Annotated in this window: 13 protein-coding genes and 1 pseudogene; 10 read left to right on the top strand and 4 right to left on the bottom strand. The window is 67.6% G+C overall.

Annotated elements, in window-relative coordinates; genetic code table 11:
• Nucleotides 1–14: 14 nt before the first annotated feature.
• Nucleotides 15–323 carry a GlsB/YeaQ/YmgE family stress response membrane protein gene (locus tag ACRCUN_RS27810; RefSeq protein WP_462144847.1) on the bottom strand — a complete coding sequence of 103 codons (309 nt, stop codon included), beginning with the start codon at nt 321–323 and terminating at the stop codon, nt 15–17.
• Between the two features lie 88 nt (nt 324–411).
• A complete protein-coding gene (locus tag ACRCUN_RS27805; protein WP_462144846.1) occupies nt 412–1,044 on the bottom strand; it encodes a hypothetical protein in 633 nt (210 codons plus the stop codon).
• A 127-nt stretch (nt 1,045–1,171) separates the two neighbouring features.
• Between ACRCUN_RS27805 and ACRCUN_RS27800 the strand changes: the two genes are divergently transcribed.
• From ACRCUN_RS27800 to ACRCUN_RS27780, 5 genes are all read left to right on the top strand, one after another.
• Nucleotides 1,172–1,561: a secondary thiamine-phosphate synthase enzyme YjbQ gene (locus ACRCUN_RS27800; protein ID WP_462144921.1), complete on the top strand. Its 390-nt coding sequence runs from the start codon at nt 1,172–1,174 to the stop codon at nt 1,559–1,561.
• 160 nt (nt 1,562–1,721) lie between these two features.
• Nucleotides 1,722–4,412 carry an alanine--tRNA ligase gene (gene alaS, locus ACRCUN_RS27795; RefSeq protein WP_462144845.1) on the top strand — a complete coding sequence of 897 codons (2,691 nt, stop codon included), beginning with the start codon at nt 1,722–1,724 and terminating at the stop codon, nt 4,410–4,412.
• 3 nt (nt 4,413–4,415) lie between these two features.
• Nucleotides 4,416–4,931, top strand: a complete 516-nt coding sequence (ruvX, locus tag ACRCUN_RS27790) for a Holliday junction resolvase RuvX (RefSeq protein WP_462144844.1) — start codon at nt 4,416–4,418, stop codon at nt 4,929–4,931.
• Nucleotides 4,924–6,168 carry an endolytic transglycosylase MltG gene (locus tag ACRCUN_RS27785; RefSeq protein WP_462144843.1) on the top strand — a complete coding sequence of 415 codons (1,245 nt, stop codon included), beginning with the start codon at nt 4,924–4,926 and terminating at the stop codon, nt 6,166–6,168. The genes ruvX and ACRCUN_RS27785 overlap by 8 nt, the downstream gene beginning before the upstream one ends.
• Nucleotides 6,169–6,181: 13 nt before the next feature.
• The gene (locus ACRCUN_RS27780) at nt 6,182–7,012 is read left to right on the top strand and encodes a shikimate dehydrogenase (protein ID WP_462144842.1); all 831 of its coding nucleotides are present in this window, start codon (nt 6,182–6,184) and stop codon (nt 7,010–7,012) included.
• On the opposite strand, the gene ACRCUN_RS27775 is transcribed toward ACRCUN_RS27780, so the two are convergent.
• Nucleotides 7,001–7,996 (bottom strand): NAD-dependent epimerase/dehydratase family protein, encoded by a 996-nt coding sequence (locus tag ACRCUN_RS27775; RefSeq protein WP_462144841.1) that lies wholly within the window; start codon nt 7,994–7,996, stop codon nt 7,001–7,003. The genes ACRCUN_RS27780 and ACRCUN_RS27775 overlap by 12 nt on opposite strands.
• 70 nt (nt 7,997–8,066) lie before the next feature.
• Here ACRCUN_RS27775 and ACRCUN_RS27770 point away from each other — a divergent pair, with 70 nt between their 5' ends.
• From ACRCUN_RS27770 to aroB, 5 genes and pseudogenes are all read left to right on the top strand, one after another.
• Nucleotides 8,067–8,963 carry an LLM class flavin-dependent oxidoreductase gene (locus tag ACRCUN_RS27770; protein WP_462144840.1) on the top strand — a complete coding sequence of 299 codons (897 nt, stop codon included), beginning with the start codon at nt 8,067–8,069 and terminating at the stop codon, nt 8,961–8,963.
• 19 nt (nt 8,964–8,982) lie between these two features.
• Nucleotides 8,983–9,402, top strand: coding sequence for a prepilin peptidase (locus ACRCUN_RS27765; protein WP_462144839.1), 420 nt, complete (start codon nt 8,983–8,985; stop codon nt 9,400–9,402).
• 113 nt (nt 9,403–9,515) lie between these two features.
• On the top strand, nt 9,516–10,715 hold the full coding sequence (aroC, locus tag ACRCUN_RS27760; RefSeq protein WP_462144920.1) for a chorismate synthase: 1,200 nt from the start codon (nt 9,516–9,518) through the stop codon (nt 10,713–10,715).
• Nucleotides 10,715–11,239 (top strand): annotated as a pseudogene (locus tag ACRCUN_RS27755) (shikimate kinase); the annotation flags it as partial. The gene aroC and the pseudogene ACRCUN_RS27755, both read left to right, overlap by 1 nt.
• A gap of 148 nt (nt 11,240–11,387) precedes the next feature.
• A complete protein-coding gene (gene aroB, locus ACRCUN_RS27750) occupies nt 11,388–12,476 on the top strand; it encodes a 3-dehydroquinate synthase (protein ID WP_462144838.1) in 1,089 nt (362 codons plus the stop codon).
• Between the two features lie 30 nt (nt 12,477–12,506).
• Here the strand turns inward: aroB and ACRCUN_RS27745 are convergent, their stop codons facing one another.
• Nucleotides 12,507–13,070 carry a B-4DMT family transporter gene (locus tag ACRCUN_RS27745; RefSeq protein ID WP_462144837.1) on the bottom strand — a complete coding sequence of 188 codons (564 nt, stop codon included), beginning with the start codon at nt 13,068–13,070 and terminating at the stop codon, nt 12,507–12,509.
• Nucleotides 13,071–13,090: the final 20 nt, after the last annotated feature.

Raw genomic sequence — 13,090 nt, 5'->3', positions numbered from 1 at the left:
GAGTGGTTTGTGGGTCAGCGAAGCAGACCTGAACGTCGACCGCCCATGAGTCCGGTACGTCGACGACCCATCAGTGCCGACACGAGGGCGACGCCGAGGGCTGCGACGATGACCTGGACGAGCAACTCGAGCCAGTCGATGCCGTTGGTCACGGTCGGTATGCCCAGCGCACGTGCGATCGCGCTGCCGACGAAAGCCGAGACGATTCCGACCAGGATCGTCACGAGGAACCCGATGGGTTGTCTGCCAGGAACAACTAAGCGGCCGATCACGCCGACGACAATGCCGATCAGGATCGCGCTGATGATGCCGGTGATGGTCATTTCTCCTCCAGAGCTGGTTGGGCTGGAGGGGAGATACCCCGGGTGATCACCGCCCAAACGGAACCGTCAATTGTGAACCTGTTCTCGGTCAGGCCATCTCCGGAACGCGCAGATGAGCCAGCACGAGCTCGAACTCGCCGACGTCGAGCTGGTCTGCGCCGAGGTCGCGCAGTCGCGCCGTGCGCAACGAGCGGGCCTGATCGCGGTTTCGTTCCATCGCCGCCGCGCTGTCGAACGTGACCGAGGACACCGCCCTGCCCGAGCTGCGGTCCAGCATCAGGCTGGCACTGCAGAACCCCTCGAGTTCTTCCAGCGACGGAAGCACTGAGCTCCGGTAGAACTCGATCGCCCGGTCGAACTGTTCGGGACGGGCCCGCAACCAGGTCGCCCGGACGCAGGCGCCGGGTCCGGTGTACTGCTCGCGATGGACCACCGCGATCTCCCACTCGTCGACCTCGGCGCTGCCGGCGAACACCTCGACCGCGCGATGACGAATCGGCGCAAGGATCGGTTCGCTCGCGTGCATGGCTTCCTCGGACCGCCACGCCGACGTGGCGATGCAGCGACCGGATTCCCGGTCGACCATCAATGACAGGCCGACACAGCCGGCCACTGCGTCGAGCGCAGGCATGACCTCGTCGCGGACGTGCGCGATACCTGCGTTTATGGCCCGCTGATCCGGGCCGTTGTGCGCCGTGATCGTGGTAGAGCGTGCGAACACGATCCACCCCTTCCTGCCAGGGCAGCGCCCCGGTGGCGCCACCGGTCCATCCACTACCTTCCTCCGCTGCTTCGCAGGTGGCAATGGGTGCGGCGCCGCCTCGTAGGCTGAATAGATGGACACCAACCTGATCGACGTCGACACCTCGCGGCGCCGCATCGTCGATCTCACCGGCGACGTGCGCACGTTCTGCGGGACGTACCGGGACGGTCTGTGCAACGTATTCGTCCCGCATGCCACCGCGGGTGTGGCGATCATCGAAACCGGAGCCGGTTCCGACGATGACCTCATCGACACCCTGGAGCGGCTGTTGCCGCGCGACGACCGCTACCGGCACGCGCACGGCTCGTTCGGTCACGGCGCCGACCACGTGCTGCCGGCCCTGGTGTCGCCGTCGGTGACGTTGCCGGTACAGGCGGGCCGGCCGCTGCTGGGAACCTGGCAGAGCGTCGTGCTGGTCGACCTCAACCGCGACAACCCGCAGCGTTCGGTGCGGCTGAGTTTTCTGGCGGCATGATGCGACCGGTACGGGATCATTGCCGTGTTCAGGGCGAAGGTGCTGACCGGTAATGTAAGGCGGTCGAAATAGTCGGGTCAGACAGCACGGTGACTATTCCGACCTCATTGCGGACCATTGAGACCAACGCGACCATCTACGACACGAGGACATAAACGACGTGCAGACACACGAGATCAGGAAGCGCTTCCTCGATCATTTCGTGAAGGCGGGCCACACCGAGGTGCCCAGTGCCTCGGTGATCCTCGACGACCCCAACTTGCTGTTCGTCAATGCCGGCATGGTGCAGTTCGTGCCCTACTTCCTCGGTCAGCGCACGCCACCGTGGGACCGTGCCACGAGCGTGCAGAAGTGCATCCGCACACCCGACATCGATGAGGTCGGCATCACCACCCGGCACAACACGTTCTTCCAGATGGCCGGCAACTTCTCGTTCGGCGACTACTTCAAGAAGGGCGCGATCGAGCTGGCCTGGACCCTCCTGACCAACCCGGTCTCCGAGGGCGGCTACGGATTCGATCCGGAAAGGCTCTGGGCCACCGTCTATCTCGACGACGACGAGGCCATCGGCCTGTGGCAGGAAGTGGCCGGGCTGCCGCTTGAGCGCATCCAGCGTCGCGGCATGGCCGACAACTATTGGTCGATGGGCATCCCCGGTCCATGCGGTCCGTGTTCGGAGATCTACTACGACCGCGGACCCGAGTACGGGATCGAGGGCGGGCCCGAGGCCAACGAGGACCGCTATATCGAGATCTGGAATCTCGTGTTCATGCAGAACGAGCGCGGTGAGGGCACCTCGAAGGACGACTTCGAGATCCTCGGCCCGCTGCCGCGCAAGAACATCGACACCGGGATGGGCGTCGAGCGCATCGCGTGCCTGCTGCAGGGCGTCGACAACGTCTACGAGACCGATCTGGTGCGTCCGGTGATCGATCTCGTCGCCGGGATCGCGCCCCGCGGATACGGCGCGGGCAACCACGAAGACGATGTCCGCTACCGCATCATCGGCGACCACAGCCGCACCGCGGCGATCATCATCGGTGACGGCGTCAGCCCGGGCAACGAGGGCCGCGGCTATGTGCTGCGCCGTCTGCTGCGCCGCATCATTCGCGCCGCCAAACTGCTCGGGGTCGAGCAGCCGATCATGAGCGACCTGATGACCACGGTGCGCGATGAGATGGGCCCGTCGTACCCGGAACTGGTCACCGACTTCGAGCGCATCAACCGCATCGCAGTCGCCGAAGAGACCGCGTTCAACCGCACCCTCGTATCGGGTTCGCGCCTGTTCGACGAAGCCGCCGCGGCGACCAAGAAATCGGGTTCGAAGGTGTTGTCCGGCAACGACGCGTTCACCCTGCACGACACCTACGGATTCCCGATCGACCTCACCCTGGAGATGGCCGCCGAGGCCGGCCTGTCGGTGGACGAAGAAGGTTTCCGCGGCCTGATGGCCCAGCAGCGCCAGCGCGCCAAGGCCGACGCGGCCGCGCGCAAGCAGGCGCACACCGACCTGTCGGCATACCGCGAACTGGTCGACGCCGGGCCAACCGAGTTCACCGGATTCAACGAATTGTCCTCCGAGGCAAGGATTCTCGGAATCTTCGTGGACGGCAGGCGCGTGCCGGTGGTGTCGCATGACGGGCTGGCGGCCGATCGTGTGGAACTCATCCTGGATCGCACCCCCTTCTACGCCGAATCCGGTGGCCAGATCGCCGACGAGGGCTCGATCAGCGGCACGGGCGCCTCCGGCACCGCCAAGGCGGCCGTCACGGATGTGCAGAAGATCGCGAAAACGCTATGGGCACACCGCGTCAACGTCGAATCGGGCGAGTTCGTCGAGGGCGACACCGTCACCGCGTCCGTCGACCCGAAGTGGCGCCACGGCGCGACCCAGGGACACTCCGGCACGCACATGGTTCACGCGGCGCTCCGGCAGGTGCTTGGCCCCAACGCCGTCCAGGCCGGATCGCTGAACCGCCCCGGTTATCTGCGGTTCGACTTCAACTGGCAGGGCGCGCTGACCGAAGATCAGCGGACCCAGATAGAGGAAGTCACCAACGAAGCCGTCGAGGCGGATTACGAGGTGCACACCTTTAACACCGCGTTGGAGAATGCCAAGGCGATGGGCGCGATGGCGCTGTTCGGCGAGAACTACCCCGACGAGGTGCGGGTGGTCGAGATCGGCGGCCCGTTCTCCTTGGAACTGTGCGGCGGGACCCACGTGCACAATTCGGCGCAGATCGGCCCGGTCACGATTCTCGGCGAGTCGTCGGTGGGTTCGGGCGTGCGCCGCGTGGAGGCCTATGTCGGTTTGGAGTCGTTCCGGCACCTGGCCAAGGAACGCGCGCTCATGGCAGGCCTTGCCTCGTCGTTGAAGGTGCCGTCCGAAGAGGTCCCGGCTCGCGTCGCCAACCTGGTCGAGCGACTGAAGGCGGCCGAGAAGGAACTCGAGAAGCTGCGCCTCGCCAATGCGCGGGCCGCGGCGGCCAACGCGGCTGCCGGCGCGGAGGTCGTCGGTAAGGTGCGTCTGGTGGCGCAGCGGATGGCCGGCGGAATGTCGGCAGGCGATCTGCGTAGCCTGGTCGGTGACATCCGCGGCAAGCTGGGCGCTGAACCCGCAGTGGTCGCGTTGATCGCAGAAGGCGACAACGACACAGTGCCATTCGTGGTGGCAGTCAACCCAGCGGCGCAGGATCTGGGGTTGCGCGCCAACGATCTGGTCAAGCAGTTCGGCGCGGCGGTCAACGGTCGTGGCGGCGGCAAGGCCGATCTGGCGCAGGGTTCGGGTAAGGGGGCAGCGGGTATCGACGCGGCATTGGCCGCGCTACGCGCTGAGATCGGCCGGGGTTAGTTCGTGGCCAGTACCGACGACCGGCTGCCGGACCGTCCAGGGGAAGACGACCCCGGACGCGGCCGGCGGATCGGCATCGACGTCGGAACGGTGCGCATCGGTGTGGCCACGAGCGACCCGGACGGCATCCTGGCCACACCGGTCGAGACCGTCGCGCGCGACAAACGCGACAAGTCGGGCAAGCATGTGCGCCGGTTGGCGGCATTGGTACGCGAATACGAGGCGGTCGAGGTCGTGGTGGGTTTGCCGCGCACGCTTGCCGACCGGGCCGGAACCTCGGCCCACGACGCGATGGACGTCGCCGAGCTGCTGGCCGGCCGCATTGCTCCGATACCTGTGCGGCTGGCCGACGAACGGCTCACCACCGTCTCCGCGCAGCGCTCGCTGCGCGAGGCAGGCGTTCGGGCAAAAGGACAGAAAGCGGTGATCGACCAGGCTGCAGCGGTCGGCATTCTGCAGAGCTGGTTGGACCAGCGGCGCGCGACCCTGGCCGCGCGCGGAGAGGGCACGGATGGCTGAAAAGTGGGGTGCCGAGCGAGCGCAACCGGTTTCGGTGGGGCCACCGAGACGCGGGATGAGCCGCGCCGAGCGGGTCCGCCAGGCGCGCAACAACCGGAAACGGCGGCTGGCCAGGGGCCTGTCGCTGGCACTGCTGATCATGGTGGCCGTCGGTGCGGTGTTCCTCGGCTCCAAGCTGTGGCACGGCATGTCCGGCGGCGGCAGCGATTACGCGGGTGAAGGTGTGGCCGATGTCGTGATCCAGGTGCACGACGGTGATTCCACGACCGCGATCGGCGAGACGCTGCAGGACCACAAGGTGGTCGCCACGGTGAAGGCCTTCGTCGACGCCGCGCAGGGAAACGAGGCGATCTCGGCGATCCAGCCGGGCTTCTACAAGGTGCGGACCGAAATTCCCGCCGCGAATGCCGTTGAGCGACTGGCTGATCCGGAGAGCCGGGTGGGCAAGCTCACGATCCCTGAAGGACGTCAGCTCGACGACATCACCGACGTCAAGACCAACGCCGTCACGGCAGGCATCTTCAGCCTGATATCGCAGGCTTCGTGTGTGGACCTCGACGGCGAGCAGCGCTGCGTGTCCGTCGACGATCTGCGGGCCGCCGCCGGGACAGCGCCGCCTGCCGCGCTCGCGGTGCCGGAATGGGCGACCGGTCCGGTCGCGGCGATGGGCAGCGATCATCGTCGGCTGGAAGGCCTCATCGCACCGGGGACATGGAACGTCGACCCTGCCGCCTCCGCGCAGGACATTCTGTCGACGCTGATCGCCTCGAGCAGCACCATGTACACGCAGGGCGGACTGCTCGACACCGCTGCGGCGATGAACATGTCGCCGTATCAGATCCTGACCGTCGCTTCGCTGGTTCAGCGGGAGTCCAAGCCGCAGGACTTCGCGAAGGTGGCCAGAGTGATCTACAACCGGCTGGCCGATCACCGCAAACTCGAGTTCGACTCGACCGTGAACTATTCGCTCGACCGGCAGGAAGTCGCGACAACCGACGCCGACCGGGCACAGGTGACGCCGTGGAACACCTATGCGAGCGAAGGACTTCCGCAGACGCCGATATGTTCGCCAGGAACCGATGCGCTGGTCGCCGCCGAACATCCCGCACCCGGCGACTGGTTGTACTTCGTGACCATCGACCTGCAGGGCACCACCCTGTTCACCCGGGACTACAACGAGCACTTGGCGAATATCGAACTGGCACAGCACAACGGTGTCCTCGACAGTGCCCGATAGGCGGCCCGCCGCCGTGCCCGATAGGCGGCCCGCCGCCGTGCCCGATAGCGCCCGCAAGGCCGCGGTGCTCGGCTCGCCCATCGCCCACTCGCGGTCACCGCAGCTGCACCTGGCCGCCTACCGGGCACTCGGCCTGACCGACTGGACCTACGAGCGCATCGAGTGCACCGCCGAGCAGCTGCCCGGGTTGGTCAGTGATCTTGGGCCGGAGTGGATCGGCCTGTCGGTCACCATGCCCGGCAAGTTCGCCGCACTGCAGTTCGCCGATCAACACACCGATCGCGCCCGGCTGGTGGGTTCGGCGAACACCCTGGTGCGAAATCCGGCCGGCGGTTGGCGCGCGGACAACACCGATGTCGACGGCGTGATCGGTGCGCTCGGGACCGCTGGTGAATCGGCCCTTGTGGTCGGCTCGGGCGGCACCGCGCCTGCGGCCGTCGTCGGGCTGGTCGAGCTTGGCGTACAACAGATCAGCGTGGTGGCGCGCGACGGCGGCAAGGCCGAGCGACTCGTGGAACTCGCCGAGCGGTGTGGCGCCAGGGGAAGCTGGTGCGACATCGGGAGCCCCGAGTTGACCGACGTGGTGGCTGCCGCGTCGGTGGCGGTCAGCACCATCCCTGCGGACGCCGCCGCCCGGTATGCGCGCACACTGGCCACCGTGCCGAAACTGCTCGACTCGATCTACGATCCGTGGCCGACGCCGTTGGCGTCGGCCGTCGAGGCAGCGGGCGGCGAGGTCATCAGTGGTCTGCACATGCTGCTGAACCAGGCATTCACTCAGGTCGAGCAGTTCACCGGTATGCCTGCGCCCAAGGACGCGATGCGGGCCGCGCTACTCGGCTGACCGCGACGGTTCGAACGTGCCGCGGTGATACGTGCTGTGCACGTACTCCTTGGAGCCGACGAGCCGCGCCAGGGGAGTGCGGACCGTATCCTCGGTTGCCACCATCTCCGCGATCGTCGCCAGGTCGAAGACCGGTTGCCAGCCCAGCTCCGCGCGGGCACGGGCGTTGTCGTACACCCGATCCACTCGGGTGGGAAAGCGCCAGCCGCGTTGCGTCCACACCTGTGCGGCCTGCGGTGCCCGCCGGGCGAACACCGTGGCCGCGTCGGTTCGCAACTGCGACAAGTCTTCTCGTGTGAACGGTGTGCTGGCCGAAATGATGTAGCGCCCGAATCCGACACGCGCGGCAGCTTCGGCGGCCAGTAGATGCGCACTGACGCAATCCTCGAGTGCGACGCGGCGCGACGCGAACTCGTCGGCTTTCACATTGTCATCGCTGCGGCCCTCGTGCGCACCGGGCATGTCATCGGATTCCGGGAAGAACCGGGCCACGCGCAGCACCACACTGGGAAGGCCATGATTTCGGTGGGCCAGCTGGCACAGGTCCTCGGCGGCCGCCTTGGTGACGCCGTACATGTTCTTGGGCACGGGCACGACCGATTCGTCGATCCACGCTGCCGGCTGCAAGGGCCCGGGGATCAGCGCATCGCCGAAAACCGTTGTCGACGAGGACATCACGAAGGCACGCACGCCCGCGGCAACGGCCGCATCCAGCAACACGAGCGTGCCGCTGACGTTCGTTTCGATGAACGCCTGGCCCGGTACGAATGCCAGCTGAGGTTTGTGCAGCGTCGCGGTGTGCAGCACGACGTCGACCCCGGCCATCGCGTCGGTAACCACGTCGCGGTCTGTCACCGACCCGACCACATCGGTCCAGTCGGCGGGGCGGATGTCCAGGCCCACCACGTCAGCATTCCGTGCGCGCAGGGTGCGGACGATCGCTTCGCCGAGATGGCCCGAGCTTCCGGTGACGAGTGTGCGCATGAATTCGACGGTGCCACAGCGCGCAACCGAATTTCAGTCGTGGTCGGTGCCGGGTCGTAGGGTGACGGGCGTGACCCAACTTGCGCGCCAACCCCGGATCGGGGTGGTGTTTCGACCCGACTTCCGTCCAGACACGTTGATGCACAGCGCAAAATGCGTGCAGCACGGCGCAGACGAGCTCTGGCTGTGGGAGGACTGTTTCCTGCAAGGCGGCATCGCCCAGGCTGCCGTTGCTCTCGCGGCCACCGACACCCTCACCGTCGGCCTTGGCGTCCTGCCAACCCCGCTGCGCAACGTGGTGTCCACCGCCATGGAGATCGCGACCCTGGCAACCATGTTCCCGGGCCGCATCCGGGTCGGAGTCGGCCACGGTGTCCAGAGCTGGATGCATCATGCCGGGGCTGCCGTGTCATCGCCGCTCACGCTGCTGCGTGAATACGTCAGCGCCCTGCGGGATCTGCTGGCCGGTCGATCGGTCACCGTCGAAGGGCGCTACGTCCGTCTGGACGGCGTGCAACTGGAGTGGGCACCACATGTGCCGGTCCCGGTGCTGATCGGCGGGACGGGACCCAAGACACTGCAAGTGGCCGGCGAGATCGGCGACGGCGTCATCGTCGACAGCGCAAACACCGTCGAGTCGGCCCGGGCAGCACTCGACCAGGTCGCCGCCGGGCGGGCGAGACGGGGCGACGCACGCCCATTCGCCACTGTCCAGTACCTGGCATGTGCGCCCGGACCCGACGGGCGGCGCCTCCTCGCCGAAGAAGCCGAGAAGAAAGGCCTGCCGAACGACAGCTACGGCGTCGGCGGAACAGTGGACGAGATCGCTGCGGCGGTCGCCGCCTATCTCGGGCAACCGGAGCACACCGTGGTGTTGCAGCCCGTTGGACCAGAGGTGGACATGGACGCGTTCGTCGCGACCGTGGGTGAAGTCGTCGCGCACATTCGCGCCGTGGACGGTCGCTGAGCGCCGTTAGCCTCGGTTGGTGGGGGTGGTGATCGCCGGGGCCGGCTGGCTCGTGGCGTTGAGCGCATACGACATTCGGCACCGGCGGCTGCCGAACTGGCTGACGCTGCCGGGCGCAGTGGTGATCCTGTGTGCCGCGATGTGGAGTGGCCGCGGCGGTGCCGCGCTGGCCGGGGCTGCCGCACTCGCCGCCCTGTACGGCGTCGTGCACATCATCTCCCCGCGAGCGATGGGCGGCGGGGACGTCAAACTCGCACTCGGCGTTGGTGCGATGACGGGGGCATTCGGGCTCGACGTGTGGGTGTTGGCGGCCTTGGGCGCGCCGATCCTGACGTCGGTTCTGGCGCTTGTCGCGGTGCTACGCGGCAACGCGACCGTGCCGCACGGCCCGTCGATGTGTCTGGCCAGCGCGGCGGCAGTCGGATTGGTGCTCGTGTAGTCGAGCGTGAGCTTGTTGTCGAGAATCGGCACACATCTCGCAAACATGCTCACGTTCGGCGCCGGTGACCACGGGTTTCAGGTGACAAAACCCGACGTGGGAGAATGACAGCCGTGTTGCGTTGGACGACTGCTGGTGAATCCCACGGCCGCGCCCTGGTGGCCATGCTCGAAGGGATGGTCGCCGGCGTGCCCATCACCTCCGATGAGATCGGGGCACAGCTGAAGCGTCGTCGTCTCGGGTATGGCCGGGGCGCCCGCATGAAGTTCGAACAGGACCAGGTCACGATGCTGGCCGGGGTCCGCCACGGACGCACGCTCGGCGGGCCGATCGCGATCGAGATCGGCAACACCGAATGGCCGAAGTGGGAGACCGTGATGGCCCCCGACCCGGTCGATGACGCCGAACTCGATGTCGCGCGCAATGCCCCGCTGACCCGTCCGCGGCCTGGCCATGCCGATTACGCGGGCATGCTCAAATACGGTTTCGACGATGCCCGCCCGGTGCTGGAGCGTGCCAGCGCCCGCGAGACCGCGGCCCGCGTCGCCGCAGGCACGGTCGCAAGGGCGTTCCTGCGTGAAGCCCTCGGGGTCGAGGTCGTCTCCCACGTCATCTCGATCGGTGCGTCGGCTCCCTACGACGGCCCGCCGCCGCAGTACTCCGATCTCGCCGCGATCGACGACAGCCCGGTGCGCGCGTTCGACAAGGACGCCGAAACCTCGATGATCGCCGAGATCGAGGCCGCCAAGAAGGACGGCGACACCCTCGGCGGCGTGGTCGAGGTCGTCGTCGACGGCCTGCCGGTCGGCCTGGGTTCGTTCACGAGCGGTGACAACCGTCTCGACAGCCAGCTCGCCGGGGCCGTCATGGGCATCCAGGCGATCAAGGGCGTCGAGATCGGCGACGGCTTCGAGACCGCCCGCCGCCGCGGCAGCGTCGCCCACGACGAGATGTACCCGGGGCCGGACGGTGTGCTGCGCTCGACCAACCGGGCCGGCGGCCTGGAAGGCGGCATGACGAACGGCCAGCCGCTGCGGGTCCGTGCCGCGATGAAGCCCATCTCGACGGTTCCGCGGGCGCTCGCCACCGTCGACATGGCGACCGGTGACGAAGCCGTCGCGATCCATCAGCGCTCCGACGTGTGCGCGGTGCCCGCCGCCGGCGTGGTGGTGGAAACCATGGTGGCGCTGGTGCTGGCCCGCGCAGCCCTCGAGAAGTTCGGTGGGGATTCCTTGGCGGAGACCCGCGCCAATGTCGACGCCTACCTACGCGCGGTCGCCCAGCGCGAGCCGGCGGCGCAGGCGTTGGGCTGATGGCGCCCAAGGCGGTCCTGATCGGCTTGCCCGGTTCGGGCAAGTCGACCATCGGCCGCCGCCTGGCCAAGGCGCTGGACCTGACGATGCTCGACACCGATGCCGCGATCGAGGAAACCACCGGCCGCACCATTGCCGACATCTTCGCCAACGACGGCGAGCGCGAGTTCCGTCGCATCGAAGAAGAAGTCGTGCGGTCCGCGCTCGAAACGCACGACGGCGTGCTGTCGCTGGGCGGTGGCGCAGTCACCACACCGGGCGTGCGGGACGCGCTCGCCGGCCACACGGTCATCTATCTGGAGATCAGCGCAGCCGAGGGTGTGCGTCGCACCGGTGGTACCACCGTGCGGCCACTGCTCGCCGGCGGTGACCGCGCCGAGAAGTTCCGTGCGCTGATGTCGCAGCGCGTTCCGATCTACCGACGCGTGGCCACCATGCGGATCAACACCAACCGGCGTAATCCGGGGGCGGTGGTGCGCACGATCGTCTCCCGACTGGAGAACCCGCAGCCGCCGAAAACCGCGGCGAGCAAGCCCCGGCGCAGGCGCCGTCCGCCGTGGCGGCGCGGCCCGGCGTCCGACGGCGACGGCAAGGCCGGGTCGAACGGCAATGCCAAATCGAAAGCCATACCCACCCCCGCGGCCCTGGCCGCTCGCAACGCGGAGCGACACATTGACTGAGCCCGTCATCGTCGAGGTTCTGGTTGACCGGCCCTACCCGGTCGTCATCGGTACCGGGTTGCTCGGCGAGTTGGGCCGGACCCTGGAGGGTCGGCACAAGGTCGCCATCCTGCATCAGCCGGTACTCGCACAGACCGCCGAAGCCATTCGAAGCCATCTCGCGGACAAGGGAATTGACGCGCATCGCATCGAAATCCCCGATGCCGAATCGGGTAAGGAGCTACCGGTCGTCGGCTTCATCTGGGAAGTGTTGGGCCGCATCGGGATCGGACGCAAGGATGCCCTCGTCAGCCTTGGCGGGGGAGCGGCGACCGATGTCGCCGGTTTCGCGGCGGCCACGTGGCTGCGTGGCGTCGACATCGTCCACGTGCCCACCACGCTGCTCGGCATGGTCGACGCCGCGGTCGGCGGGAAGACGGGCATCAACACCGATGCCGGCAAGAATCTCGTGGGTGCGTTCCATCAGCCCGCCGCGGTGATGGTCGACCTCGCCACACTGGAAACCTTGCCGCGCAACGAGATCGTGGCCGGGATGGCCGAGATCGTGAAGGCCGGGTTCATCGCGGATCCGGTCATCCTCGACCTCATCGAAGCCGACCCGGAGGCCGCTCTCGACCCGACCGGGACGGTGCTACCGGAGCTGATCCGCCGGGCGGTCGCCGTCAAGGCCGAAGTGGTCGCCGCCGACGAGAAAGAGTCGGCGCTGCGTGAAATCCTCAACTACGGCCACACCCTGGCGCATGCCATCGAGCGGCGTGAGCGCTACAAGTGGCGCCACGGTGCCGCGGTGTCGGTGGGTCTGGTGTTCGCCGCCGAATTGGGCCGGCTGGCCGGCCGGCTCGACGACGAGACGGCCGAGCGGCATCGGTCGGTGCTCACCGCTCTCGGCTTGCCCGTGAGTTACGACGGCGACGCGCTGCCGCAGCTCATGGAGTACATGGCGGGGGACAAGAAGAACCGGTCGGGCGTGTTGAGGTTCGTCGTGCTCGACGGGCTGGCCAAGCCGGGTCGGCTCGAAGGTCCGGATCCGTCCCTGCTGGCGGCCGCCTACGCGGAAGTGGCGCGGGAACCCGGTTCGTAACGGTCCCGCGCCACCGGCGTCGAGTGCAGCTCAGCTCTGGCGCGGCTGCTCCGGGTAGTCCACCGGTGTGGTCTTGGTGGTGTCGTCGGCGCCGTTGGCACTCACCGCGGCAAATACGTCGGTGTCAGCACGGTCGTCGTTGGCATGGCTGCCGTGATGGCGCACGACCTGGGGTGTGTGGCGGTCCACCATCCAGCGCCCGATCGTCACCCCCGCGACCGCGACCAGGAACACCAGCAGCGCGGTGAACGCGGCGAACGTCGTGAGTTCGTTGAGCAGCGCCTCGGTGTAGATGCTCTTGTAGAACAGCCCGACGAACCAGGACACCAGGCCGCTGAGGATGCCCGCGCACAGACCGGCCAGCAGCCAGGTCATCGCGAGGTCGGCGCGCCGGTCCGGGTCGGGATTGCTTCGGGCGTCGGCGCGTCCGTCCAGCAGTCCCCAGATGGCGACCGCGATACCGAACACGACGAGCAGCGCCACGCTGAACCAGATGGCGTTGCCTGGCGAGGCGTTGATCAGTGCTCCCTGGAGTAAGCGCACGATGACCATCGCTGTTGCGAACACCACTCCGCGCAGTAACCACTTGCTCATGGGGGCACAGCGTAGCGAGT

Source organism: Mycobacterium venezuelense (genome assembly GCF_054919535.1).
This window is presented reverse-complemented; position numbering and strand designations above follow the sequence as displayed.